At 58.8% G+C, this 26,315-nt stretch carries 26 protein-coding genes and 1 tRNA gene; 17 read left to right on the top strand and 10 right to left on the bottom strand.

All coding sequences use genetic code 11. The features are described from left to right. Positions 1–21 precede the first annotated feature (21 nt). Positions 22–285 (top strand): hypothetical protein, encoded by a 264-nt coding sequence (locus IPI58_05535; GenBank protein QQR68320.1) that lies wholly within the window; start codon positions 22–24, stop codon positions 283–285. Between the two features lie 7 nt (positions 286–292). Then, positions 293–1,651, top strand: a complete 1,359-nt coding sequence (locus tag IPI58_05530) for an exodeoxyribonuclease VII large subunit (protein ID QQR68319.1) — start codon at positions 293–295, stop codon at positions 1,649–1,651. A gap of 116 nt (positions 1,652–1,767) precedes the next feature. On the opposite strand, the gene IPI58_05525 is transcribed toward IPI58_05530, so the two are convergent. From IPI58_05525 to IPI58_05510, 4 genes are all read right to left on the bottom strand, one after another. After that, a complete protein-coding gene (locus IPI58_05525; GenBank protein ID QQR68318.1) occupies positions 1,768–2,508 on the bottom strand; it encodes a hypothetical protein in 741 nt (246 codons plus the stop codon). Positions 2,509–2,623: 115 nt separating this feature from the next. Continuing rightward, the gene (lpxK, locus tag IPI58_05520) at positions 2,624–3,613 is read right to left on the bottom strand and encodes a tetraacyldisaccharide 4'-kinase (protein QQR68317.1); all 990 of its coding nucleotides are present in this window, start codon (positions 3,611–3,613) and stop codon (positions 2,624–2,626) included. After that, positions 3,610–4,914 (bottom strand): 3-deoxy-D-manno-octulosonic acid transferase, encoded by a 1,305-nt coding sequence (locus tag IPI58_05515; protein ID QQR68316.1) that lies wholly within the window; start codon positions 4,912–4,914, stop codon positions 3,610–3,612. Before IPI58_05515 ends, lpxK begins: the two co-directional genes overlap by 4 nt. Then, on the bottom strand, positions 4,911–5,969 hold the full coding sequence (locus IPI58_05510) for a glycosyltransferase family 1 protein (protein QQR68315.1): 1,059 nt from the start codon (positions 5,967–5,969) through the stop codon (positions 4,911–4,913). The genes IPI58_05515 and IPI58_05510 overlap by 4 nt, the downstream gene beginning before the upstream one ends. 189 nt (positions 5,970–6,158) lie before the next feature. Here IPI58_05510 and IPI58_05505 point away from each other — a divergent pair. The 6 genes from IPI58_05505 to IPI58_05480 all read left to right on the top strand — a co-directional run bounded on the left by IPI58_05505 (position 6,159) and on the right by IPI58_05480 (position 9,905). Next, positions 6,159–6,244, top strand: a tRNA-Leu gene (locus IPI58_05505). 129 nt (positions 6,245–6,373) lie between these two features. Further along, complete coding sequence (locus IPI58_05500; GenBank protein ID QQR68314.1) at positions 6,374–6,937, top strand: NifU family protein; 564 nt, start codon at positions 6,374–6,376, stop codon at positions 6,935–6,937. Next, positions 6,934–7,527: a malonic semialdehyde reductase gene (locus IPI58_05495; protein QQR68313.1), complete on the top strand. Its 594-nt coding sequence runs from the start codon at positions 6,934–6,936 to the stop codon at positions 7,525–7,527. The genes IPI58_05500 and IPI58_05495 overlap by 4 nt, the downstream gene beginning before the upstream one ends. A gap of 89 nt (positions 7,528–7,616) precedes the next feature. Beyond that, on the top strand, positions 7,617–8,282 hold the full coding sequence (locus IPI58_05490) for a hypothetical protein (protein ID QQR68312.1): 666 nt from the start codon (positions 7,617–7,619) through the stop codon (positions 8,280–8,282). 160 nt (positions 8,283–8,442) lie between these two features. After that, positions 8,443–9,264: an enoyl-ACP reductase FabI gene (gene fabI / locus IPI58_05485; GenBank protein ID QQR70054.1), complete on the top strand. Its 822-nt coding sequence runs from the start codon at positions 8,443–8,445 to the stop codon at positions 9,262–9,264. Between the two features lie 170 nt (positions 9,265–9,434). Next, positions 9,435–9,905 carry an NUDIX hydrolase gene (locus IPI58_05480; protein QQR70053.1) on the top strand — a complete coding sequence of 157 codons (471 nt, stop codon included), beginning with the start codon at positions 9,435–9,437 and terminating at the stop codon, positions 9,903–9,905. A gap of 85 nt (positions 9,906–9,990) precedes the next feature. On the opposite strand, the gene gap is transcribed toward IPI58_05480, so the two are convergent. After that, positions 9,991–10,998, bottom strand: coding sequence for a type I glyceraldehyde-3-phosphate dehydrogenase (gene gap, locus IPI58_05475; protein QQR68311.1), 1,008 nt, complete (start codon positions 10,996–10,998; stop codon positions 9,991–9,993). A gap of 258 nt (positions 10,999–11,256) precedes the next feature. On the opposite strand from gap, the gene IPI58_05470 reads away from it, so the two are divergent. Continuing rightward, positions 11,257–11,742 carry a hypothetical protein gene (locus IPI58_05470; GenBank protein QQR68310.1) on the top strand — a complete coding sequence of 162 codons (486 nt, stop codon included), beginning with the start codon at positions 11,257–11,259 and terminating at the stop codon, positions 11,740–11,742. 298 nt (positions 11,743–12,040) lie between these two features. Here the strand turns inward: IPI58_05470 and IPI58_05465 are convergent, their stop codons facing one another. Then, positions 12,041–12,508 (bottom strand): hypothetical protein, encoded by a 468-nt coding sequence (locus IPI58_05465; protein ID QQR68309.1) that lies wholly within the window; start codon positions 12,506–12,508, stop codon positions 12,041–12,043. A gap of 340 nt (positions 12,509–12,848) precedes the next feature. On the opposite strand from IPI58_05465, the gene IPI58_05460 reads away from it, so the two are divergent. After that, positions 12,849–14,249 (top strand): porin, encoded by a 1,401-nt coding sequence (locus IPI58_05460; protein QQR68308.1) that lies wholly within the window; start codon positions 12,849–12,851, stop codon positions 14,247–14,249. Between the two features lie 271 nt (positions 14,250–14,520). Here the strand turns inward: IPI58_05460 and IPI58_05455 are convergent, their stop codons facing one another. After that, a complete protein-coding gene (locus IPI58_05455) occupies positions 14,521–14,850 on the bottom strand; it encodes a winged helix-turn-helix transcriptional regulator (GenBank protein ID QQR68307.1) in 330 nt (109 codons plus the stop codon). Between the two features lie 62 nt (positions 14,851–14,912). On the opposite strand from IPI58_05455, the gene IPI58_05450 reads away from it, so the two are divergent. The 7 genes from IPI58_05450 to IPI58_05420 all read left to right on the top strand — a co-directional run bounded on the left by IPI58_05450 (position 14,913) and on the right by IPI58_05420 (position 22,950). Then, positions 14,913–15,881 carry an efflux RND transporter periplasmic adaptor subunit gene (locus IPI58_05450; protein ID QQR68306.1) on the top strand — a complete coding sequence of 323 codons (969 nt, stop codon included), beginning with the start codon at positions 14,913–14,915 and terminating at the stop codon, positions 15,879–15,881. Beyond that, complete coding sequence (locus IPI58_05445) at positions 15,878–19,087, top strand: efflux RND transporter permease subunit (protein QQR68305.1); 3,210 nt, start codon at positions 15,878–15,880, stop codon at positions 19,085–19,087. Before IPI58_05450 ends, IPI58_05445 begins: the two co-directional genes overlap by 4 nt. A gap of 239 nt (positions 19,088–19,326) precedes the next feature. Further along, entirely contained in the window at positions 19,327–20,004 is a 678-nt protein-coding gene (locus IPI58_05440) for a hypothetical protein (GenBank protein QQR68304.1), read from the top strand. A gap of 208 nt (positions 20,005–20,212) precedes the next feature. Beyond that, positions 20,213–20,671, top strand: a complete 459-nt coding sequence (locus IPI58_05435; GenBank protein QQR68303.1) for a phasin family protein — start codon at positions 20,213–20,215, stop codon at positions 20,669–20,671. 130 nt (positions 20,672–20,801) lie between these two features. Then, positions 20,802–21,608: a 3-deoxy-manno-octulosonate cytidylyltransferase gene (locus tag IPI58_05430; protein ID QQR68302.1), complete on the top strand. Its 807-nt coding sequence runs from the start codon at positions 20,802–20,804 to the stop codon at positions 21,606–21,608. Beyond that, the gene (locus IPI58_05425; GenBank protein ID QQR68301.1) at positions 21,601–22,242 is read left to right on the top strand and encodes a histidine phosphatase family protein; all 642 of its coding nucleotides are present in this window, start codon (positions 21,601–21,603) and stop codon (positions 22,240–22,242) included. Before IPI58_05430 ends, IPI58_05425 begins: the two co-directional genes overlap by 8 nt. 174 nt (positions 22,243–22,416) lie before the next feature. Beyond that, a complete protein-coding gene (locus IPI58_05420) occupies positions 22,417–22,950 on the top strand; it encodes a GNAT family N-acetyltransferase (protein ID QQR68300.1) in 534 nt (177 codons plus the stop codon). A gap of 60 nt (positions 22,951–23,010) precedes the next feature. Here the strand turns inward: IPI58_05420 and murA are convergent, their stop codons facing one another. From murA to IPI58_05405, 3 genes are all read right to left on the bottom strand, one after another. Further along, positions 23,011–24,285, bottom strand: coding sequence for a UDP-N-acetylglucosamine 1-carboxyvinyltransferase (gene murA, locus IPI58_05415; GenBank protein ID QQR68299.1), 1,275 nt, complete (start codon positions 24,283–24,285; stop codon positions 23,011–23,013). A gap of 370 nt (positions 24,286–24,655) precedes the next feature. Then, on the bottom strand, positions 24,656–25,270 hold the full coding sequence (locus IPI58_05410; GenBank protein QQR68298.1) for a hypothetical protein: 615 nt from the start codon (positions 25,268–25,270) through the stop codon (positions 24,656–24,658). Further along, a complete protein-coding gene (locus tag IPI58_05405) occupies positions 25,267–26,304 on the bottom strand; it encodes a hypothetical protein (GenBank protein QQR68297.1) in 1,038 nt (345 codons plus the stop codon). The genes IPI58_05410 and IPI58_05405 overlap by 4 nt, the downstream gene beginning before the upstream one ends. Positions 26,305–26,315 lie beyond the last annotated feature (11 nt).

Raw genomic sequence — 26,315 nt, 5'->3', positions numbered from 1 at the left:
CTCGCACCAAGGAGTCCGTCTATGATCCGCCTTCCCCGTCTTTTGGCCGTGGCCGCTTTGTCCGTGGCCACATCCGCCGTTGTTGCCCTGGCCGTGCTGGCCGGACCGAGCGCACAGGCGCAACGTCTGTCATCCACGCCCTTTATCATCATGCAGCACAGCAACACCAACGCCGTCGCGGGCGTCTTCCATCTGAACACCGAGACGGGAGCCATCCGCTATTGCTTTTTGAATGAGCAAAAGGCGGTCGTGTCCTGCACGGCGGCCAACTTGCCCACGAATTGATGCGTCCATGACCGATGCGCCCGAAAACGACACCGGCACGTCCTCCGCCGAATTGAAGGTGGCCGAGCTGGCCCGCGCCATCAAGGCCAATCTAGAGACAGCCTTTGGCCGCGTGCGTGTGCGGGGCGAGATATCGCGGCCAAAGCTGCACTCATCGGGCCATTTATATCTAAGCCTGAAAGATAGCGAGGCGGTGGTCGAGGCCGTGTGCTGGCGCGGCCAGGTGGCCAAATTGGGCCTCAAGCCCGAAGAGGGGCTTGAGGTCATCGCCACCGGACGCCTGACCACCTATGCGCCGCGCTCGCAATATCAATTGGTTCTCGAACGCATGGAACCGGCGGGGCTGGGTGCCTTGCTGAAGATGCTGCAAGAGCGCAAGGCCCGTCTGGCCGCCGAGGGCCTGTTCGACCCGGATCGTAAAAGGCCTTTGCCGTTCTTGCCGCGCGTGATCGGCGTGATCACCTCGCCCACCGGCGCGGTCTTGCACGATATCTTGCATCGCCTGGACGAACGCTGCCCTTGCCATGTCCTGTTATGGCCGGTGCGCGTGCAAGGCGAGGGCGCGGCGCAAGAGATCGCGGCGGCGATCCAGGGTTTCAACGCCCTGCCTTCCGGTGGCCGCATTCCACGCCCGGACCTTCTGATCGTGGCGCGCGGCGGCGGCTCGGTCGAGGACCTGATGGCCTTTAACGAGGAAAACGTGGTGCGCGCCGCCGCTGCCAGCTTCATCCCCCTGATTTCCGCCGTAGGTCACGAAACCGATGTGACGCTGATCGACTTCGCCAGCGACCACCGCGCCCCCACCCCCACCGCCGCCGCCGAACGCGCCGTGCCGGTACGCGCCGAATTGCTGGCCATGCTGCATGGCGCGAATGCGCAGATGCAGCGCGTTTGGCGACGACGTATCGAAGAATCGCAGCGCCGCGTCGATGATTGGGCCGAGCGTCTGGCCACCGCCTTGCGCCGCTTCACCCCCGCCCGCGCCGAGCATCTGGCCGCGCTGGGACAACGCCTTACGACGGGCTTGACCGGCGCGTGGCGTCAGGCGCGCACGCGCTTGGATCGCTGGCGTCCCTCGCCCAGTTTATTAAACCGTAACCTCGCATTGGAACGGCAAAGGCTGCACGACCAGCACGCGCGCCTAACCCGCGCCACGCGCCACCGCCTGCATATTTCGCGGCAAAGCTACGATTCTTGTGCGCGTCTATTGGGATCCTTGTCCTATCAAGGCGTCTTGGAACGTGGCTTCGTCCTGGCCCGCGACTCCAGCGGCAAGGTCGTGACCCGCGCCGCCGAAACCTGTGCAGGAGATGCCCTAAGCCTGACTTTCCATGATGGCACACGCCGCGCACGGATTACCGAGTAAGGCTCAGGCTATCCAACAGACGATCCAGGGCCTCCGGTTCTTCCCAACGGACGGCCATCGGTAAGACAAGGGCTTTTCTCGCATTCTCAGGAACACAGGATATAGTCCAATCGGTTCTAGTGACTAATTAGAACTTTATAGAAATGGTATTGGTTTAGTTCTACTCTAGGATTACCTAGTGGATTGTATTGAGTATGTTCCAGCTTCACACAAGCTGAAAATGGGAGGTAATTCATAATAGTATATCCATACCAATAGGTACCTCTAAATCTGACGCCATCTACAAAACCAAAAGTCTGCGACGAATCTAGACTTTGAATGGAAGGACTTGAAAAAATCAGTCGATTGATTTCCTCACACAGTTTTTTAGATACATCGGGAAGAAATGCGACTAGGTCCTGTGTGGGATTAACCCCTCCAGTGGGCGATGATGTGCCTACGAGACCAAGATGGCCGGAATAAATATATCCATCGGCAAATCCCGAGGCATTGGCAGGTGGGGTTATCCAACTCAGCCCCCCACCATCGGGATGGAACACATCGCAACTATGGTCTGATGGAGCTGTGGCATTGGTATAGCCGCTGACGATGGGATTATCAAAGTTGACTTGAGTATCCGTGCAACCATGTCCCAATACCCTATCCACGGCGAACTTCATGCTTTCGGCTTGTTCAAGGATCGTTGTCGCTTGGGCTTTGGCGCTGATGGCCGAAGTATCGCCATTGAATGCGCTCGACCCCGCCGCAATGGCAGAGGCCAATACGGCCAGAATCGCTACCACGAACAAAATCGGCCCAATAGCTAGGCCCGATTCAGGTGACGATACCCAGCGGGGGGGGGCGGTTTCAACCGACACATCTGATCTCTCTGGCCATCAACATCATTCGATGTCCTCAATCTATTCTATCCATTCTACGAGATCAAATATGCCCTGACCCTCTCCTTCCATGACGGCACACGCCGCGCACGGATTACCGAGTAAGGCTCAGGCTATCCAACAGACGATCCAGGGCCTCCGGTTCTTCCCAACGGACGGTCATCGGTAAGACAAGGGCTTGGTCGAGCAAATCTGGCGTCAGGCGTATGCCGTCTTTCTCGGTGGTGACAAGCTGCGCGTCCAAATCCGCCGCCAGATTGGCCAGATCAAAAGTATCATGCGCGGTGTAGGGGTGATGGTCGGGATAGGGACATTCCTTGACCACCTCCGCGCCCATCTGACGACATGTATCAAAGAATTTCTGGGGCCGCCCGATGCCGGCAAAGGCCACCACGCGCAATCCGTGCAGATCGGGCGCGTCATGGGACGGGACCAGATGCGCGCGAAGGACGGGACGCGCCGATAAGCGGCGCATCAAGGCGGGCGTGGCGTCGCCGCCCAGCAAAACCACGCCGTGGCAACGGGCCAATGCCTGGTCGAAAGGCTCACGCAAGGGACCTGCCGGAATCACGCGATCATTGCCCAAGCCCTGGCGCGCATCCACGACCATCAAGGCCAGATCGGGCCGCAAGCCGGGATGCTGCAAGCCATCGTCCAACACCACCGCTTGCGCCCCGCAGCCCCAGGCCGCGCGCGCCGCTTGGCCGCGTTTGCGCGCGATCCAACTGGGCGCGACCTTGGCCAATAAGAGGGCTTCGTCACCTACCCGATCAAAACCGTGATAGGCGGGATCGACCAACAGCGGCCCGCGCGAGGTGCCGCCATAGCCGCCACTGACCATATGCGCCTTCACCCCACGCGCGCGTAGTGCCGCCGCCACGGCCATGGCGATGGGGGTTTTCCCCGCGCCGCCCGCCACCGCATTGCCCACGACCACCATTTTTGCGCCCAACCGGCATGGCTGTGCGCTTCGTGCGCGCCATGCGCTGACCGCGCGCCATATCCAACTGGCCGGAGTCAGCAGCGCGGATTGCCAAGAAGGCGGGCCGAACCAAAAACGCGGCGCATGCAAAGACAGGCTCACGGTTCGAACGCTCCCCGAGCGGGGGGCAGGCCGATCTGCGACAAGATCGGGGCCAAAGCCTGCATCACGCGATCCCCTACGCCAGCCTGGGCCAAGGCTGCGTCATGCGCCGCCTGACCCATTTGACGGGCGCGGGCAGGCTGGGTCAACAGGCCGCGCAAGGCCTGGGCCAAGCCGCGTTCATCTTCCACGCGCATCGCCGATCCTGCTTGATGCAAGGCCGCCGTGGCCTCGACGGCGTTGCTCATATCCGGGCCGTGCAAAATGGCGCAGCCCAGCCTTGCGGCCTCCAGCGGATTATGTCCGCCCATGGGAACGAAAGACCCGCCGATGCACGCGACCGGGGCCAAGCGGTACCAAATGCCCATTTCGCCCATGCTGTCGGCGATATAGACGGAGCATCCCGATTGCGGCATGCCTTGCTGACTGCGCCGCGCCCAAGACAGACCCTGGCGCGTCGCCTGGACCGCGATATCGCCGCCGCGCGCGGCATGGCGCGGCGCGATCACCGTCAACAGATCGGGAAATTCCTGAACCAAGGCCTGATGCGCCTGCAGGGCCAGTTGGTCCTCGCCCGGATGGGTCGAAGCCATCAGCCAGACGGGCCGCGTACCGATCAAGCCGGATAATTCGCCCAGCACCGCCGGATCGGCCGAGGGCGGATCGGCGGCGAATTTCAGATTCCCCACGCACAGAACCGGCGACGCGCCCAGGCTTTGCAGACGGCGGGCATCCTCTTGGCTTTGCGCCAAGGTCATCTTGATGGGGGCCAACAATTCGCGCGCCCAATTGCGGGCAAAGCGTTGCCACCGATGGCAAGAACGCGGCGAGATACGCGCATTGACCATCACCATCGGGATGCTGCGCGCATGAATCGCCGCCATCATATTGGGCCAGAAATCCGACTCGGAGCCGATCACCAAATCCGGACGCCAATAATCGAGGAAACGGCGCACCCAAAGCGGGTTATCGCTGGGCCGATATTGATGCATGGCATTGGGCGGCAGACGCGCCGCCACCAAACGCGCCGAAGTCACCGTGCCCGTCGTCAGCAGCACGAAAGCACCGCGCTCGGTCAATGCCTGGATCAGCTTTAACAGCGCCATCGACTCGCCCACGCTGGCACCATGGCACCAAATGAATGGACGCTGCGCGGGACGCGCGCGACTGGCAATCCCGCGTCGCTCGGCCAGGCGCGTGCCGTCTTCTTTGCCCTTGGACATTCTCCAGGCCAATCCCACGCGCATCAACGGCGTTGCCGCGATCAATGCATGGCGATACAAAAAGGCCGAAAGCGTCATGGCTTACGGGGCTTTTGTAGAATCAAGGCGTGATGGTCCCAAAACACCTGGGCGCTGGCTTTCCAAGAATGTTGCTGGGCGAATTCCCGGCAGCGCGCCGCCGTTTCCGGCTGGCCCGCCAGATCCAAAGCCGCCAGTGCGGCGCGGCGCAAGTCCTGATGCAAACAGGCGATCCCATGCGATCCGGCCAACACGTCTTCGGGACCGGGAACGCGAAACGCCGCCACCGGAACGCCGCTGGCCAAGGATTCCAGCAAAACCAAACCGAAGGTGTCCGTGCGCGAAGGAAAGACGAAGACATCGGCCGCCGCATAGCATCGCGCCAGCTCGACGCCCTCTTTCTGTCCCAGAAAATGTGCCTGTGGAAAGCGCGCCTTCAGACGTTCTATATCCGGCCCGTCGCCCACCACGACCTTGCTGCCGGGCAGATCCAGTTCAAGAAAGGCGGGCAAGTTCTTTTCCACCGCCACGCGGCCGACACATAAGAAAATCGGGCGCGGCAGGTCCAAGCTATCGCGGCCATGAATGGGCGAGAACAGGGCCGTATCCACCCCGCGCCCCCAGCGTCGCAAATGGGTAAATCCATGGAAGGCCAGCTCCTTTTCCAAACTGGCCGTGGGCACCAGAACCGCCGAGCTGGGCCGGTGAAAGTACCGCAACACGGCCCAAGAGACCTTCGTGGCTATTCCCGCAAGGAATCCTGGCACGCGCGAGGCCAGATAATCGGGGAAGCGCGTATGCCAGCATGTCGTAAAGCGCAATCCCCATCGCCGCGCCAACCGCCGCGCCGTCCAGCCTAAGGGCCCTTCGGTCGCTACATGAATGATGGCGGGACGAAACCGGCCAAGAATCTCGGCCAGATCGTTATGTGCGCCAAAATCCAAGGTAATTTCGGGGTATCCTGGCATCGGAAAGCTCAACAGACGCCTCTGGCGCGGGCCAAACACCTCGACCTCATGCCCTAAGGCGGCCAATTCATCCTGCAATCGCTCAAGACTACGGACCACGCCGTTGACTTGCGGATGCCACGCATCGGTGACGATAAGAATTCTCATACCAATATCTTAGCGCACACAGGCCGCGCAAGCGAGGACGGGTTTCAAGGCCCTCGGACAGCTTAGGAACCAGGCCTGCGCCTTCATGCCTCCAAGGAGCGAAGCGCCGCCTGCGGACCGAAACTCTCGCACATATCCCGGTTCTGCTTGCAGGAGGCGTTCAGGCTTTGCTAAGGTCTCACACCGGGCGCGGTCGTGGCGGAACGGTAGACGCGCAGCGTTGAGGTCGCTGTGGGGGAAACCCCGTGGAAGTTCAAGTCTTCTCGACCGCACCATTTTGGTCATCCATAAGGACATTTCTTGAAACCTGGATTTTAAAGGATCAGGTCAGCGCACCAAAGCACCCTTGGCATTGCCGCCAGAGCGTCTATATTGGGCAAGAGGGCAGCTTCCAGGAAACCATCATGTTCATCCAAACCGAAGAGACTCCCAATCCGGCGACCATAAAGTTCCTTCCTGGCCGCATGGTCGCGGGGGATCGGGCGGGGATTGATCTGCGCGATGCGCAGACGGCGGCGGAAGTCTCGCCCTTGGCCGCGCGCCTGTTCGCGGTCGAGGGGGTCGAGGGCGTGTTCTTGGGCGCGGATTTCATCTCGGTCAGCAAGTCACCCGACATGGCCTGGCCTGCCATGAAAGCGGTGGTTCTGGCGGCGATCATGGATCACTTCGTGGAAGACGCCCCTGTACTGTTTGCCGACGCGTCCGCGCCGATGGCCCAAGCGGCAGATGGCTCGGACGATCCCATCATTCAAAGAATCCAAGAGATTCTAGATCAGCGCGTGCGTCCCGTCGTCGCGCAAGACGGCGGCGACGTTCAGTTTCAATCCTTTCAAGACGGCGTGGTGTATCTGCATATGCGCGGAGCCTGTGCCGGTTGCCCCAGCTCTCAAGCCACCCTCAAGGGAGGCATCGAGAATCTGTTGCGCCACTTCATCCCCGAAATCCAAGAAGTGAGGTCCGCATCATGAACGCTCCTTTGAACTCCGCCGCTCTCGACACTTTATTCCGGCAAGCGCGAACGCATTCGGTATGGACGGACAAGGCGGTGACGGAAGACACCTTGCGCCAGGTCTATGATTTGGCATGCCTGGGCGCGACCAGCGCCAATTGTCAGCCGGGACGCTTTGTCTTTATTCGCACGCCCGAGGCTAAAGAGCGCCTCAAGCCATGCTTGGCACCGGGCAATCTGGACAAGACCATGACGGCACCCGTCACGGTTCTGATCGGCCACGATATGGCGTTTTACGAGAATCTGCCGCGCCTGTTCCCGCATACAGACGCCCGCGCATGGTTTGTCGGGCAAGACACGCTGATCTCCGACACCGCCTTTCGCAACGGCGGCCTGCAGGGCGCTTATTTGATGCTGGCCGCGCGCGCCTTGGGGCTGGATTGCGGTCCCATGTCGGGCTTTGACGCGGACAAAGCCGAGGTCGCCTTTTTCCCGCAAGGCGGGATCAAGGCCAATTTCCTGTGCAATCTGGGCTATGGGAAGGGCGGCGATACCCTGCATCCGCGCCTGCCGCGCCTGACCTTCGAGGAAGCCTGCCAGGTCGCTTAGCCTATCCCTTTGGCATTAAGCATTGACTGCCCTCCATCGGACCATGATGATCCGTATCCATGTATCCATGACAAACACAGGAAAGAAACATGAGCCAGCAGCTTGAACCCTACGGATTCTCTTGGGTCCTCACACAGAATCCCGGTGCGAATGGCACACAGTTTCAGCACAGAGCGGTGGGACTGTCCGGTCGGCTGAATAAACAAAGCGCCTCGCTGTATCAGGTGGTGGCGTTGAGCAATGGCCTCCAGAAAGTTGCCAAAGAGCATCAAAGCTTATTGCATTGCCCGATGTTCCGTTTTCGCGCCAATGCCGATGAAGTCGGCCGCATCTACCGTCTAGCCGATGAGTTATGGCAAGGTCCGTATGAGACTATGAACTACGGCTATAGTGTTCTGTCCGGCGTCATGCTGCGCGACACGACAAGCAGCATTGAACATCCCCAAGGCCAGAACAAGAGCCATACATTGGCCGTCATCATGCCGCGCGACAGCATACTGACCTCGTGCGTGCGCCTTCGCATACTGGATAACGTTACGGAAACCCTGGGCGAGGATCGCGTGATCCTTGATGACGGCCCGGAAGGATACGATCCCCGTTTCATTCTATGGGCACAGCCGCAAGACGGCTCCAGGCGCGGCCTGAAAGTCCCGCTCTCACAGATGATCAAACGGGACAAGAAAGTTCTACTGCGCCCCGTCATCGGCGAAGTGGGACCGTTGGGACAGCTGCGAAGCATCTACACCCCTTCATAAGACCACCCCGCGAACGGCACTGCTTGATCCCAAGCCCAGTTTTCGGCACAGTGTGGGCCTATCTGACTACACTTAGAGAGCCGACATACCCATGACTGATGCGACCGTATCTTCCGTCCCGACCGAGTCCGAATCCCCCTATGCCACTGGCAAGCCGCTGATGGCGGGCAAGCGCGGCTTGATTATGGGCGTGGCCAATGATCGCTCGATCGCTTGGGGCATTGCTCAGGCGGTGGCGGCGCAAGGCGCGCAATTGGCCTTTACCTATCAGGGCGAGCCTTTGGCCAAGCGCGTCATCCCCCTGGCGCAATCGGTGGATGCCAAGCTGATCCAACCTTGCGACGTCACGGACGAAGCCAGCCTGGACGCCTTGTTCGGTGAGATTAAGAATGTGTGGGGCGGGTTGGACTTTCTGGTGCATGCCATCGCCTTTTCCGACAAGAACGAATTGGACGGCGAATATCTGAACACCAGCCGCGCCAATTTCCTGCGAACGATGGACATTTCTTGCTATTCCTTCACCGCTCTGGCGCGCCATGCCGCGCCGCTGATGAGCGAGGGCGGCAGTCTGTTGACGCTGACCTATCTGGGTGCCGAGCGCGTTATGCCCCATTACAACGTGATGGGCGTGGCCAAGGCGGCGCTGGAGGCCAGCGTGCGCTATCTGGCGGCGGATATGGGGCCAAAGGGCATTCGCGTCAACGCCATCTCGGCCGGTCCCATCCGTACTTTGGCCGCCAGCGGCATCGGCGATTTCCGCTATATCATGCGCTGGAACGAGCTGAACGCCCCCTTACGCCGCAATGTCAGCCTGCAAGATGTCGGCGGCGGCGCATTGTATCTGCTGAGCGATCTGGGCGGCGGCGTGACGGGCGAAGTGCTGCATATCGATGCCGGGTATCACAGCGTCGGCATGATGGCCGTCGATGCCGCACCCGGGGTGATGGAGCTGGCCCAGTCCCTGATCGGCCAAAAAGCCTAGACGCAAGGTACCCAGGATCAACGCCTTGATGTGTTGCAAGGCCAATATCTGGACAAGGGATGGATCCTCGAGGGGGAGACTCGGCGCTTGGGATCATGCGCAAGATCTGCGGAGACAAAATGAGAAACGCCTCTCAACAAAAGATTGCCGCAGATCTAAAGCAGTCCATCATGAATGATGGCATTCAAAAGGTTGTCATGGGGGCTTTATTCTATTTTGAAGATAAGGTGTTACTTTTGCGTCGGGTATCGGATGATTTTATGGGTGGACTGGTTGAGCTGCCCAGCGGCACCGTTGACGCCCATGAAGGGTTTCTTGATGCCCTAATCAGGGAGTGCAAAGAAGAAACGGGATTGAGTGTTACAAGCATAGAAAGCTACATAGGCTGCTTCGATTATATTTCTGGCTCGGGAAAAAGAACGCGCCAACTGAACTTTGCCGTCTTGTCGGATTCGAGCGATGTGACTTTGGCCCCGCAAGAGCATGACGCCTATTTCATGGTGTCGCCTTTTTCAAATGAATTCAAAGAATTGAATATATCCCCTCAAACAAGAAAAATTATTCATGACTTTTTCCAAAGCAAGCCCGGTAAGACAAATCCTTCCCATGATCTGGCCACAGCAGCCACCCCCACTGATTGAGAACCAACCACCAAAGCCTACCCCTCGTGATAGGGCCGCCACAGGCCTTCCCATGCGCGGCGGTCGCTGTCTTCCCGCAAAGGACCTATGCGGCACATGCCGCCACAGCCGTGTCCGACATACGGTTCGAGAAGCCCCATTCGTTGTCGTACCAGCTGAGGATGCGCACGAAACGCTTGTCGATGACCTTGGTTTCCTTCAGGGCGAAGATCGACGAACGCGGATCATGGTTGAAGTCGCCCGAGACCAAAGGCAGCTCGTAAGTGCCAAGAATGCCTTGAAGCGGACCGGCAGCCGCCGCCTGGCTGATGGCGGCGTTGATTTCTTCGACGCTGGTGTCGCGTGCGGCGGTGAACTTAAAGTCCACGACCGAGACATTGGGCGTGGGCACGCGGATGGCCGTGCCGTCCAGCTTACCTTTCAGCTCGGGCAGCACCTTGCCCACGGCCTTGGCGGCACCCGTCGATGTCGGGATCATATTCAGCGCGGCGGCGCGGGCACGGTGTAGATCGCTATGGATGGCGTCCACAAGACGCTGATCTCCCGTGTAGGAATGAATGGTCGTCATAAAGCCATGCACGATCCCGACCGATCCATGCAGCACGGCGGCCACGGGAGCCAAGCAATTCGTGGTGCATGAGGCGTTGGAGATGATCCGATGTTCGGGCTTAAGCTGGCCATGATTGACGCCATAGACCACGGTGATGTCTTCATCCGTGGCGGGGGCCGAGATCAATACCTTCTTTGCGCCCGCATCCAGATGCTTGCGCGCGTCCTGGGCCTTGGTGAAGCGGCCCGAGCATTCCATGACCACATCCACGCCCATCTCGCCCCAAGGCAGGCTGGCAGGATCGGTCACGGCCAGAGTCTTGATCTTTTGGCCATTGACGGTCAAAGAGTCGGCGTCATGGCTGACCGTGCCGGGAAAGCGGCCATGCACCGAGTCGTAAGCCAGCATAAAGGCATGAGTCTCGGGGCCTGTCAGGTCGTTGATGGCCACGAACTCCACGTCCTTGCGCCCGGCTTCCGCCGCCGCCCGCAACACCAACCGCCCAATGCGGCCAAAGCCGTTAATCGCAACCCGCACGGTCATGCTCCAGACTCCTTATTGTGACGATAGGTTTTTGTGGCTTTTGCGACGCGCTGTTTAGCATATTCCCGCCCTGGCAGGGAAGATGCCACCTTTTCCGTTGCCTGCCCCGTGGAGTGTCGGGAGAGATTAGGCCATGTTTCCAAGGACCGGAAGGGCTGGGGACGACACCGCTGTAAGTGAGAAGTAAAGCTAAATAGTTTCACTAATGTAACTGTATGATGTGGGTGGGCCACATGACAGATAAGAAAGGGATTAAGCATGAGCCATGCACACTCGATGATCCAAGTCAGCACGCATCGGAACGCGCCATCTAAGAAACAAACAAAGATGCGTAACCCCGTCAGGAATGGGTATTCGTGTGAGAAGGCCATGGCGTTCAGAGACCAGGCCCGGGCGACCGTTAAGAGAGAAAAAGAAAATGGGCCGTCTCTGTTGCGTATGGCGGGTAAGGCCATGATATATGCCGGGGTAGTGGGTGGCGTGTGCGCCGTCACGGGTTCCGAGTCGGTTATGTTTATGACATTTGGCGGTGCCTTGTTGGGCGTGGGCGATGCCCTGTTCGGCCATTTCAAAAACATTCGGCAAAGGATCGAAGACGCCGCAATAGCGGATCAAGCCATCGGGGCTTACACAATAAATAATAATAATCCCCAGGCTCCGAAATCTATCTTTGTTCCCCGCGGGATGCTGCGCGCTTTCAATGGATTGAAGAAGGCAGCTTTAAGCCCCGCCCCCGGGTCGTGACGAGCGGCGTGCCGCGTGCGGCGCGTATGTATCGGCATGACACGAGAATGGAGGAGGTAAGGAAATATGTAACTCCCAAGCCCCCGAGTGAGTCCGGAAGGCAACAGGTTTAAAGATCAAGCGGATAATGAGCTGATTTTTCTGGTGTTAGAAGGCTGGATATGAGTCAAAGGGGGATGGAGATTTCCCTGGAGTTGCGCGAGTTAATCGAAGGTCTACGGTGAGAGATAGCCGTCTTGCGGTCTGAGAATGCGGCCTTGAGAGTTACCATGCAGAACTAAATAAATTGACCGATCACTTATGGATTTACTTTCACTCTCACCACTTGTTTGCTGTTGACACATTGATACTGCACAACCCCGCAATTTACAGTACGTGATCCGTTATCGTCATAGTAGCCATTTAAGCATGCAGGATTATAAAATTCAGAAGTCACAGAGCTCGTGAACCCCTTCGGACAAGAACATCCCCCTGTTAATGGATTGAGACTTCTGCAAGTGTTACCATCCCAAAAATTGACCGTATAAATTCCTCCCTGCAATGAAGTCTCCTCAAAACTGCCTTTGGTGAATGACTTCCATTCCTGGACGTTTGCTGGCTTGGTTTTGCCTGTAAGGAGGCAAGCGATGATGTTTTGCTTGTCATCGGCCATTTTAGTCGTGCCGATTTGCGCGGCGGTGCAGGGTTGCCCGGGCAGTTCTGCATGAGCGGAGAGAGGCCCTGCGAACAAAGCCAGCATGAAACCGATGATCGTCTTTTTCAGCATGGCGTCCATTCCTTATCGCGAGAGGAAGCAGGTCAATTCATTATAGCTCTATCTTTCACATCTTAACTATCTCTTAAAATGCGAAAGCGCGGCCCCCTTGAGAGCCGCGCCCCGGTGTTATCCTGTTGCAAATATCCTTGGGGAGCACAGGGGGGGGCAACACGGCATTCATTCCAAATACAAAATGTACTGTTGCGTAAAAGTCATAACGACGGGCATGTGTGATATCTAGGTGTAGGATTGGGTGGATTTTAACCATCAATTAAGACAGATTTGTGAGCGTTCGCGCACCGCAAGGTTGCGTCGATGTTCGAAGCAACCGTCACTTTGGAGGCACATCATGACGTTCCGTAAGTTCCTGTTGGCGACGACCATTCTGGCGGCTATACCGCTGGCGGCCTCGCCCGCTTTGGCAGCCAGCAAGAAGGCGTCAGCCAAGCCCGTCAAGACCGAAGTCCAGTTGCTGCGCGAACAGATCGCCGCCCTTAGCGCGCGTTTGAACGCCGTCGAGGCCCAAGGCGCGACTGTGTCTCAAAAGGCGGATGTCGCCGCCGCCAAGGCCAACAAGGCCGTGACGGTGAATGACAAAGGCGCGTTCGTCATTCCCGGCACCGACACCACCATCAAGCTGGGTGGCTATGCCAAGCTGGACTTGATCCATGATTTCGGCAGCAAGCCGTCCACGCCGTCGAACGCCGATTCGTTTAACTTCACCGCTTTGCCCATCGACTCGGCAGGCGGCGCGAATAACCGCAAGAACCAGACCCGTCTGCATGCGCGCCAGTCGCGCATCAACGTGGCGACCACGACGCCGTCTTCCTACGGCTTGGTGTCGACATTGATCGAGTTTGATTTTATGTCCGGTACCCCGACGGGTAACGGCTTGCTGTCCAACTCGTATGAGCCTCGCCTGCGTCACGCCTATGGCACCATCGGCGGCTGGCTGGCCGGTCAAACCAACACCTTGTTCCAGGACATGGCCATCGTGCCCGAAACCCTGGATGCCAACGGCCCCACCGGCTGGACGAATGTTCGTCAGGCCCAGGTCCGCTACATGCATGACTTCAAGAACGGCCACACCCTGGCAGCGTCTGTGGAAAATCCCGAATCGGATTTCACCACTTCGGCTGGCCTGACCAACACCAACAGCATCAACCAAGTTCCCGATATGGCTGCGGCGTACAAGTACCAGTCGACATGGGGTCATGTCGGCCTGCGCGGCGTGCTGCGTAATGTCGCCGTCAAGGTGCCCAGCAGCCTCGGCGGGGCAAGTGATGATGTTTGGGGCTATGGGTTGGCTCTGTCGGGCCGCTTTGTCCCGGCGACGTACTTCACCAATGGTCCTTTCCATGCCAAGGACAGCGTGTTCGGTCTGTTCCAAGGCGGCGAGGGCATGGGCCGTTATCTGTCGGATGCCGTCAATCTGGGTACGGCTCTTAACCTCGTCACCGGCGACTTGCGCACGCAGGCCACATGGGGCGGTTATGTGGGTGGCCAGCACTTCTGGACAGACACCGTGCGGTCTTCGTTGGTCTATGGCCACACGACCATTCGTCCGCACACCTTCCTGCCCGGCGTGACAACGACCAAGGAACTGGACTCGGTCCATGTCAACTTGATCTGGAGCCCGGTGCCCAGCGTGGATGTCGGTTCGGAGTACATCTATGGCCACCGCGAAGTGAACAGCGGCCAGGATGGCTACGGTCACCGTATGCAGGCCAGCGCGGTCTATCGCTTCTAACCTGACGGCGATCGCGTTCAATGACAAGCGAGGGGGCGGAGACATCCGCCCCCTTTTCTTTTATCTAAGCATCAGGCTTTTCTCGGTGCCTTTATGGCCAACTGGCAGATACGCGCCTCGGATGAAAGATTGGGTTATGCAGCAATGCATCTATCCTTCTTCGTGACTGTCAGCCGGAAAGGATATGACCGTCATGACGAAAGGACCGTTTGATAGACATGTCTGGGCAGCTTAAAGCGCTATGCCATGTGTGTATGTGTACGCGGCAAGGCTAATTCGAGGAGGACGAAGGGGAAGGACAAAACAGGCGCGCCAAGACGGCGACGATCGCGGACGCCTCGGCGCTGTGGATGCGATAATAGACGGTTTGCGATTCTCGGCGCGTCGTCACCAACCCCTGGGCACGCAAACGCGCTAAATGCTGCGACAAAGCGGATTGGGACAATCCGGCACGCGTTTGCAGATCGCCCACGCAATACTCCCGCTCGGCCAAGGCGCACAGAACCCGCAAACGGCAGGGATGCGCCATGGCCTTTAACAAGCGCGCTGCGGATTGCGCGGCGGCATCGAGATGGTGGAGTTCTTGCGTCTTTATATTCATAATTGCTAATTTATAGAATCATGATATAAAGATCAAGTCCGCGATCAAAAAGGAAGAACAACATGTTGCGATGGGGAATATGTCTGATCTTTCTGAGCCTGCCGATGGCGGCTTGGGCGGAAGAGATAACCGTGCAGCCGGTGGTGGTGCAGGACATGAAAGCCGTGTTCGGCACGGTGGAGAGCGTCAAGACCACGCCTGCGCGCGCGCGGGTGGAGGGCACCATCGAGAGTCTGGCCTTGGCCGAAGGTGCCCATGTCCAAGCCGGACAGGCCATCGCAAAGATCTATGATGCCAAGCTGTCTTTGCGATTGCAGGCGTTGGACGCGCGCATTCGATCCTTACGCGCGGACCAAGACTTGGCGCGTACGGAACTCAAACGCATGCAAGAGCTGCGCGGCGGCGGCACCGTATCGCAAGCCGCCCTGGACAAGGCGAAAAGCGCTTATGAACAGGTCTCGGGCGGGCTTGACGCCGCGCAGGCCGAGCGCGGCGTAATCGCCCAGCAAAACAGCGAGTCGGATGTCTTGGCCCCGGCCTCGGGGCGCATCCTGAAGATGTTGGCCGTGAACGGCTCTGTGGTGCGTCCGGGCGAAACCGTGGCCGAGATCGCGACCGAGAATTATATCTTGCGCTTGCGTCTGCCCGAACGTCACGCGCGTTTCGTCAAACTCGGCGACACGGTCAAGATAGGGGCGCGCGGCGCGCAAGAAGACTCTGCCGATACGGCGCATCGAGACGGCGTGATCCGTCTGGTCTATCCCGAATTGCAGCAAGGCCGCGTGATCGCCGATGTCGAGGCCGATGGACTGGGCGATTTCTTTGTCGGCGAACGCGCAAAGGTCTATCTCAACACGGGATCGCGCATGAGTCTTGTCGTGCCAAGGGATTACCTGGTCCGGCGCATGGGAGTGACATTGCTGCGCGTTAAGGCCATCGGCGAGGTGGTGGTGCAGCCCGGCCAAGACATGCCTGGGGGTATCGAGATTCTATCCGGGCTAAAGGCTGGCGATATTCTGGTGAAGCCATGACCGCGCGGCTGGGGTTATCCGGTTGGCTGGCGCGCGCGTTCATCGCCTCGCCCCTAACACCGTTGCTGCTGGTCGCGGCGCTGGCCGTGGGAATATTGGGCCTGGTGGCGTTGCCGCGCGAGGAAGAACCGCAAATCAGCGTGCCGATGGTCGATATCCACGTCACCGCCAATGGCCTCAAGGCCGATGACGCGGTGGAGCTGGTGACTCGCCCCCTGGAATCCATTCTGCGCGGCATTGACGGCGTCGAGCATGTCTATTCGCAAACCAGTGATGACCAAGCCATGGTCACAGCGCGTTTCGTGGTCGGCACGCGCGAGGATGACGCCATCTTGCGCGTGCATGAGCGCGTCCGCGCCAATTATAGCCGCATGCCCATCGGCGTCCCCGAGCCTTTGATCGTCAAGCGCGGCATCAACGATGTCGCCGTCTTGACTCTGACATTGCACCCAAAGCCAGAGGCCGCCTCGCGCTGGAGCGACCACGATCTGGGACTTTTGGCCGACCGCTTGCATCACGAGCTGAGCAAAGTTGAGAATGTGGGGCTGACCTATATCGTCGGCGGCGCGCCCGACCAAATTCGCGTCGAGCCTGACCCCGAACTTTTATCTCTATACGGCGTGACCTTGAAATACCTGGTGGAGAAAGTGCAATCCGCCAATCGCTCGTTCCTGGCGGGCCAGATAACACAAGACAACCAGAGCCTATCCGTGGCCGCCGGTCACACCATGCAAGGCATCCCCGATATCGGCATGCTGCTGCTGACCACGCAAGACGGGCGGCCTGTTTATGTCAAGGATGTCGCGCGCGTGGTGATGGGCGCGCGGACGGATGAAAAGCGCGTCTGGCAGATGTTGCCCGACGGAGGCAAAGGGTTTTCCCGCCTCCCCGCCGTGACGATGGCCTTTGCCAAGCGTCAAGGCGCGAACGCGGTGACAGTTTCAAAAGACTTGCTCGCTCAGTTGAAAATCGCCCGCGCCCATGTCTTGCCCGAGGATATCGAGGTGGCGGTGACGCGCAACGACGGCGCTTCCGCACTTGAAAAGTCCAATGAACTTTTGGCGCATCTGGCCATCGCGGCGCTGAGCATCGCCGTCTTGATCGCCTGGGCGCTGGGCTGGCGCGCCGGGGTCGTTGTGCTGGTGGTGGTACCGGTGACGATCTTATTGACCCTGTTCGCGGCGTGGTTGATGGGCTTTACGTTGAACCGCGTCAGCCTATTCGCCCTTATCTTTTCCATCGGCATCCTGGTGGACGACGCCATCGTGGTGATCGAGAACATCACCCGTCATTGGTCCATGCCGGACGGACGGACCCGCATGCAAGCCGCCATCGAGGCGGTGGCCGAGGTCGGCAACCCCACGGTGGTCGCCACATTGACGGTGGTCGCGGCCTTGCTGCCGATGATGTTCGTCTCGGGCCTGATGGGACCTTATATGAGTCCCATTCCGGCCAATGCCTCGGCGGCGATGCTGTTCTCGTTCATGGTCGCGGTGGCCGTGACGCCATGGCTGATGGTCAAATTACATGGCGCGGGCGCGAAAGCGGGGCATGAAGAATCCGATGGCGGCGCGCTGGGCCGATTGTATCGGCGTGTCGCGGGACCCGTCTTGGCCTCGCGCAAGGCGGCGCGACGTTTCGTGTGGAGCGTGGTAGGCGCAACGGTGGCCGCGTGCCTGCTGTTTCCCTTAGGATTGGTGACGGTCAAGCTGCTGCCTTTCGATAACAAGTCCGAGATTCAAGTGGTTGTGGACCTGCCGCCCAGCGCCAGCCTGGAGACGACCGATCGCGTGCTCCTTGCCGCCGCGCAGGCATTGGCCGGAATTCAGGAAATCACGGCCATTCAGGCCTATATCGGCACGGCCGCGCCTTTCAATTTTAATGGATTGGTGCGCCACTATTATCTGCGTCAACAGCCTCACCAAGGCGATCTGCTGATCAACCTGAAACCCAAAGACGTGCGTCACCGCAGCAGTCATGCCATCGCGCAAGACATTCGTTCGCGTCTGCGCGATCTGGCCTTGCCCCAGAACGCGCGTTTGCGCGTTGCTGAAGTCCCGCCGGGGCCGCCCGTCTTGGCGACCTTGCTGGCGGAAATCTATGGCCCCGACGCCGCCACACGCGAACAAACGGCTCGGAAGGTTCGCGCGGCCTTTTCCCAAGTCGATGCCGTGAAAGACCTGGACGACACCTTGCCATCCCCCGGCCAGCGTCTGCGCTTTGTGCTGGATCACGACGGCCTGGAATTCTACGGCGTCGAGGAGGGGCATGTGTATGACACCTTGGCCACATTATTGGGCGGCGTATCTGTCGGTTATTCGCATCGAGGGCCGCAAGTGCATCCGATCGAAATCGCGCTGCGCCTGCCGCGCGAGGCTTTGGGATCGACCGAGCGTCTTCTGTCCACGCCGGTTCCCGCGCGCGAGGGATTCGTGGAGCTGGGCGATGTGGTGCATGTGTCGCGCGAGGCGGCTTCGGTGCCGATCTTCCGTCGTGACGGACGCTTCGCGCATATGGTCATGGCCGAATTGGCCGGAGATTACGAAGCCCCCATCTACGCCATGCGCGATGTCGAGAAGGCCCTCGGGAAACAGGATTGGGGCGCGGCGGGACCTCCCGCCATCGGCCTGCACGGCCAACCACGCGACGAGTCCAAACCTTTCCTGCTATGGGACGGCGAATGGGAGATCACCTATGTGACTTTCCGCGATATGGGCGCGGCCTTTGCCGTCGCCTTGCTGGGAATCTATCTGCTTGTCGTCGCGCAGTTCCGCGAATTCCGCCTGCCCTTATTGGTGCTGGTGCCGGTGCCCCTTACCCTTATCGGCATCGTCCTGGGGCATGCTTTGTTTGGCGCGCCGTTTACCGCCACGTCAATGATCGGCTTTATCGCTTTGGCCGGGATCATCGTGCGTAACTCCATCTTGCTGATCGACTTTATCCGCCACCGTCAAGACTCGGGGCAAGATTTGCGCGATGTGCTGTTACAAGCCGGTTCCGTGCGTTTCAAGCCCATCCTGCTGACGGCCCTGGCCGCCATGATCGGCGCGGCCTTCATCTTGGCCGACCCCATCTTTCAAGGCCTGGCCATTTCCCTGCTCTTTGGCTTGGCCTCGTCCACGGCGCTAACCGTCTTGGTGATTCCGGCCATTTATGTGATGCGCGAACCAATTCACACAGAGAAAGCAATCATGCCCATCGGCTGAGTGTTCGTTGTGGGCATTTCGAGGGTACTTCTATGAACCGGAATTTGGGCGGACCAAATTCGCGTCTGTCTCTCATGTTCGAGAAGGTCATATTGATCTCATAGATCAGGTGGAATAGATTGAGGACTTAGAATCGAATCGATGCCTACAGAGGCCAGATGTGTGCACTGAAACCGCCCCCCCCCCGCTGGTCATCGGCGTCTGAATCAGGCATAGCCATTGGGCCGATCCTGTGGGTTGTGGCGATTCTGGCCGTCTTGGCCTCTGCCATTGCGGCGGCGTCGGGTTCGTTCAATGGCGATACTTCGGCGGTTAAACTCAAAGCCCAAGCAACGGCCATTCTCGGTTATGTCAATGAATTGCAAATCGGCGTGGATAGAGTGATGTCACGCTGCCCGGATACGGAATTCAGCCTCGCCAATTCCGTTGATAGTGGTTATGCGGAAAATCCCCTCGCTCCTGCTGATAAGTCCTGTCATGTCTTTGATGTGAATGGCGGCGGTATTCTATTCAAAGAGCCACCACCAGATGTAGATTTAACAGAAGTGCCAGCAGGAATAAGGCATTATTTTATACATACATATAGTGAGATCTATGGAATGGGAAAAACGGTTATTGGGGATAATACAGGTAGAGATCTCATTATTGTTTTGCCTGGAATCAAGAAGGAACTATGCTTAAAGATAAATGATATGGTGGATGTAACAATGGAAAGTGGGGATGCTCCTATTGGATGGAATCCTTTAGCAATGAAGGGATATGATTACTATTCATCAGGTGGCAATGGTTATCATCATACTTGCGGCAGCAATAATCAGGGCAAACATACGTGCTGTACAAAAATCGGGGTAAGCGACGCTGATCCTCGAATACCCGTTGGCTCCTATGTCTTCTTTCACGTCTTGCATGTCAGATAGTGCGGCGTGTTCGTTGTGCCTGTCGTTACGGGTTTTCTCGTTGCCTTGTCGAATTATATTCGGAGGCGCGGGTGTCAATGAGAGAGGCAGGAACCAAAATGAAGACTGTCCGCTGCCCCTTGCTATGTTCGGCAGAGTGGATTATGCTGCAATGCAGCGAAACACATGCCGCCCTTCGTCACTGCCAACCGGAAAGGACCCGACCGTCATGACCAAGACCAACCCTCTCTTCCCTGAATTTCCCCAATTCGGCGATTTCGCCAAGACATTCAGCCAATACAAAATGCCCGGCGTGGATGTGGAGACTTTGGTCGCCGCGCAGCGCCGCAATATCGAGGCCGTCAGCGCCGCCAATCAATTGGCCTTCGAAGGCCTGCAAGCCGTGTGGCACCGCCAAGGCGAGATCATGCGCCAGACGGTGCAAGAGGCCTCGGATATGCTGGGCCAGATGATGACCGTCACCACGCCCGAAGAGAAAGTCGCCAAATCGGCGGCTTTGAGCAAGATGGCGTTCGAAAAGGCCTTGTCCAACATGAAGGAATTGGCCGAGATGGTGGCCAAGTCGAATTACGAGGCGGTGGAAGTGATCAGCGCGCGCGTCAGCGATAGCATTGAAGAGCTGCGCGGCTCGATCCCGACGGCAAAAAAGGCCGCTGGTAAGCGCTAGTCTGTCTTCATTTATCGGGAAAGGGGCGGTCGCCGGTTCGGGGGCCGCCCCTTTTCTTTTCGCGTGACAGCGCACGGGGCCGGGGCTATAGCATCGGGCAAATCCTGTCTCACTCTTTTGGGATGCGCCTATGACTTCCTCCGCCTTACGCCTAGCCATCATCATTCCTGCCCGCTATGGGTCAAAGCGCGTGCCGGCGAAACCGATGGCGATGATCGCGGGGCGCTCTCTCTTGCACCGCGTATGGGGCATGTGCCAAAGCATCTCGAATGTCGCCGGGGTATGGGTGGCGACCGATGACGAGCGCGTGGCCGATCATGCCCGCAGCTTTGGCGCGCAGGTGGTGATGACGCCGGTCGATTGCCAGAACGGCACCGAGCGCACGGCGGCGGCGCTGACGGCGCTGGGCAGCGGCATTGACGCCGCCGTCAATGTTCAAGGCGACGCGGTGCTGACCCCGCCTTGGGTGGTGCAGGCTTTGGTCGATGCCATGCATGCCGACGATATTTCACCCATGGTGACTCCCGCCGTATGTCTGGATCGCGCGCGCTGGCTTGAATTCATCGAATCCAAGAAACAGGCCCCCTCCAGCGGCACGACGGTGGTGTGCGACGCCCAAGGGCGCGCCCTGTATTTCTCAAAGACCGTTCTGCCTTTCGTGCGCGAGCCGGATGTCTTCTTTCCCAAGATCATGCGCCATATCGGCCTATACGGCTATCGGCGCGAGGCGTTGATGCGCCTGGCGGCCTTACCGATGAGCGCGTTGGAGCGCAGCGAATCCTTGGAACAATTGCGCGCCTTAGAGGCTGGCATCCCCATCCGCGTGGTCGAGGTGGATTATCGTGGCCGCACCCATTGGTCCATCGACAATCCCGAAGATATCGGCATCGTCGAAGCCATCATCGCCCGCGAAGGGGAATTGATCCCTCATGCGTGACCTTATCCTTTTCCGCCACGGCAACACCTTTGACGCCGGACAAGAACCCACGCGGCTGGGCTGCCGCAACGATCTGCCGATGACTCCCTCGGGCGAGGTCCAGGCCCAGGCTGGCGCGCAGGCTTTGGTGGCACTGGCGCAAAGGCCCCAGGCTCTTTACGCCCCGCATCTGAAGCGGACATGGCGTTTCGCGCAGATTTTGGGCGAGGCGTTGAATTTGGCCCCGCAGCCCGATGACCGCCTGATCGAGCTGGATTACGGCGCATGGTCGGGCCTGACGGATCCCCAAATCGCGCAGCGTTTCGGCGCGGATCATCTGGAAGGGTGGAACAAGCGCGGCTTGTGGCCACTGCAAGACGGATGGGGCGAGTCGGAAGATATCGTCGCCGCGCGCACGCGCGCCTTCGCCGAATATGTCGCCACTTTGCCCGGGGACGGCCCTGTTATCGGCGTCAGCAGCGCGGGCACGTTGCGTTTTTTCTTGCGCCTTGTTCCCGGCGCTTTTCAAAACGCCATCGAACAAAGCCTGTTGAAGGTCAAAACAGGTCATGCCGCGCATCTGCGTTGGCAAAACGGCGGATGGGCGTTATTGGGGTGGAACATACCCCCGGATCGCTTGTCGCAGGGCATATGACCCCACATCCCTGCTGAATGTAGCCATATTAAAAACGATCGTTATTTATTAATGAATTTATGCCGCGACATTCTGACGCACCCCCTGTGCAAAGCCCCACGCCGAACTTACATCCTCCATAGGGCCAACAAGATTGATTGGCGGACGCTTTCGTCCGCCAGAAGGGGGTGCGATATGAATATCCGTCAAAAAATGCCGCATGCGGATGAAGCGGTTTCTGCCATCACCGTGCGGTGCGTCTGTTGCGATGAGGACCGGGAAAGCGCCTACAATATCCGACGGGACGTTCTGGTCCATGGCGGCGGATTATCCGCCCGGCGAGAGCTGGATCGTCTGGACGATGAAGATTGCTGGCACTATCTGGCATTCTGGGGCCGTAAGCCGGTGGGCACGGCGCGTGCGCGTCATATGGCCAATGGTGAGATCGAGATCGAGCGTGTGGTGGTCTTACCCGAATATCGCGGCCATGGTGTCGGAACGGCGCTGATGGCGTTTATTACGAAAGACTTGACGGATCATGCCGCGCGGCTACTGGTGCGTTCGCGGTTGCCCTGTGTGTCTTTCTTTGAAAGCCATGGCTTTCATGCCATTGGGCCGGAGTACCGCGACGATATGGGGGCCTTTGTGCGCGACTTGGCGTATCAGGCCTTCGAGTCGGTCCCTGGCAGCCCGCCTGGACACATCCATACCGTTTCGGCGGGCCAGTAAGGTAGGGCGATGGCCCAAAGATATCCCGGGCGGGGCCGTGTTTCCCCGTCCGGGGTTCTTTTATTCCTCGTCGTCGCCTTTGAGACGCTCGATACGCGCACCGCAAGCCACGAGCTTTTCTTCGATGCGTTCATAGCCCCGATCCAGGTGATAGACGCGCCGCACCGTGGTGCGGCCCTGGGCCGCCAACCCTGCTAATACCAAAGACACCGAAGCGCGAAGATCGGTCGCCATCACGGGCGCGCCCTTTAGCACCGGCACGCCGCGCACCAAGGCCGAGGCGGTATGCACGGTGATGTTCGCGCCCATGCGGGCCAGTTCGGGCACATGCATAAAGCGGTTTTCAAAGATCGTCTCGGTGATCAAGGCCGCGCCCTGGGCCACCGTCATCAAGGCCATCATCTGCGCTTGCAAGTCCGTGGGATAGCCCGGATAAGGCTCGGTCATCACATCCGCGCCCGTCAGCGCGCCATTGGCCCGACGCACGCGCAGACCGCCTTCCTCTTCGGTGACCAGAACGCCGGCGCAGTTCAAGATGCGCGTAAAGGCCTCCAGATGGTCCGCGCGCGCGCCTTGCAGCAACAAATCGCCGCCCGTGATGGCCGCCGCCACGGCCCAGGTCCCGGCCTCAATGCGGTCAGGGATCACGCCATGGCGCGCGCCATGCAGCCGATCCACGCCCACGATATGCAAACGGTCGCCGCCGATGCCGGTGATTTGGGCACCCATGGCGACCAGACATTCGGCCAGATTGCACACTTCGGGTTCACGCGCGGCATTGATCAGTGTGGTTTCGCCTTTGGCCAGGCTGGCGGCCATCAGCAGATTGATGGTCGCGCCCACCGAGACGAAGGGGAAGACGATCTCGGCCCCGCGCAGTCCCTGGGGGGCCTGGGCCTCGATATAGCCGTCTTTCAGCTCGATTTGGGCACCCATGGCGCGCAGGCCCTGCAAATGCAAATCGACGGGACGTGTTCCGATCGAGCAGCCGCCGGGCAAGGACACCCGCGCCTTGCCGCAGCGGGCCATCAACGCGCCCAGCACCCAGATGCTGGCCCGCATTTTGCGCACCAGGTCGTAAGGCGCGGTGATGTTGGTGATCTGCCGCGCATGTAACCGCCATATGCCCGGGGCTTCTTGCTCCACGCCCACGCCGTGCTGTTCCAGCAAGGCCCGCATGGTCAGGATATCTGCCACGGCGGGCACGTTCTCTAACACCAGCGGCTCGTCGCTCATCAAACCGGCCACCAGCAGCGGCAAGGCCGCATTCTTGGCTCCGCTGACGGGAATGACGCCTGTTAAAGCCACACCGCCTTCAATGCATAATTTGTCCATGACTCGTTGTTCCTTGATGTCCCACGCTGGCCCCGACAGTGCCCCGCCCTCATGGCCGGATCAAGTATGGATTATGGTTGCCGATGGGAAGACGCCGAAATCTTGATGCTTTCTGGTGTGGCTTCATTCTAAACCCCCGCACCATCGGCCAGGACAGGTGATGGACTCCCGCCTTCGCGGGAGTGACTCATGAAGAGAGGGGGGGGCGCACAACAAGCCATGCCGTATTCATATAAAAACCACCCTCTCTTTTAGTCATGCTCGCGCATGCGGGCATCCATCACCTGCCGCTTACGCTGATACTGAATCTCAGATTCTTCGCCCAAGCCACAACCATTGACGCCGTTTCATCTAGATTCATGAACAGCCTCTATAATAGCTTAGCGTACTTCGCGCAAAGCTCGGCCAGGCCTTGGGGCGTGGCCAGTTGTTGCTCGGACAATTCGATCATTCTTTGAATAACGCGCGTCTCATACGCATCGGCCTTGGCGGGAAGATCAAAGGAAGTCGGCGGCGTTTGACCGGCGGCGGCCAGCTCGGACCTGGCCTGCTCCCGGTTTTTGATGACCATCATCGCCGCCATCTGGAACGTATTCTCCAGCAGCGGCTGACACGGTGCGGGCCAGATGCTGGGCGGGTTTGGCGCTTGCGAAAACTGCATCGCGTCCGAATACATCAGCTTCGTTATGAAGCCATTGACAGCGCCGGCAATCAGAGACGGTTTTTCCATGGCGTAACTCTTTTGATCGGTGACCAAAAGCCAGAGACCGGCAGACAAAAGCAGGATCGCATAACAAACAAAAAAAACCACCAAGGAGAGTGCCAAGTCTACTCTCACCATTTTTTCTTTGGATTTAGAAAAGATCAATAAAAACAGTTCCAATGCGGCCAGAGACGCTGGAATAAGGAACAACCAGATGGCGTCAGATGGCTTCATCTCTGAAAGAAGTGTGACTTGGTTCGTGAGTATCTCAAAGACATTCATGGCGCGCGTCCTTGCTCGGCAGATGATGGCGGGGCCGGATTTGGTATGGAAATCCCGCAGGTTTGGGCCAGGTCCATGATCCCGATATTGTTGGGGTCGGCCTGTGGGTGCGTTCCGGGCGGGGCGGTCCAGACGCGCTCGAAATCCAGTTCCGCGATGTGCTGGGAATCTTCCTCGGTCTTGGAAGTCGCGGCTTGATCCGACGCCTTGACGATGCGGCAGCTATTGGCCCGATATCCATAAACCGCCAATTGGGCCATCAGCGCGGCGTTCATCGCGGAACATTCGTCCTCGCCCAGCATCCCTCCATGTAAGCGCAGGCGGATGATTTGCGGGTCTATCCGCATGGAGATGTCCTGCAACATCGATATTTGCGGCAGCAATTTGTAGGTGTCTTGCGGCGACAGATCGACCGTTTGGACAGTTAAGCCTGGCGATCCGGCCGCGCCGCGCACAAAGGCCAAGACATAGGCCATGCGCATCATGCCCATCGACACGCGCCAATGCCGATAAGTTCGACCGGCCACAGAAAAAAAGCGATCGATCTCCCCATTTACTCGAGCAAGGCCGGCGGTTCGGGATAGTTCGGGCGAGCGCGGTTGAGTTTTTTCGGCGGCGGCCAAAGACAAAGACGCCAGACGCAGCGACTGTTCTCGAAAGCACGCCAATTGCCCCGATTCCTTCATCTGAGGATAGGCGATGCTGTCTATAAGGAAGTGGGCATAGCCGATCAACAGATTGTCGTTCACTGCCATGCGCGCTTCTTGTTGTCCACCAAGCAGTATCCCGCGCATATAAGATGTTACCGCCGTTAGGGACAATAAGGGCGCGATTAGCATGACGGCAAGACAAGACAGGAAAATCCGCCGATGACGCCGCGTTCGACCACTGAGGATAAGGGCCATCAGAGCCAAGAAGGCCAGCACAGCAAGAACAAGAGGCACGGAAAAGACAAGCCCCGCCCAGCCCAAAGGCATCCATGGCGCAGGGACGCCATATGATGTCACCATAAAAGGAGGAGTCAGCGAATCCATCGGGGCTTCTT

The sequence above is a fragment of the Alphaproteobacteria bacterium genome (genome assembly GCA_016699305.1).
Lineage (GTDB): Bacteria > Pseudomonadota > Alphaproteobacteria.
The sequence above is the reverse complement of the archived record's forward strand: the minus strand, read 5'-3'. Positions and strand labels throughout refer to the sequence as shown.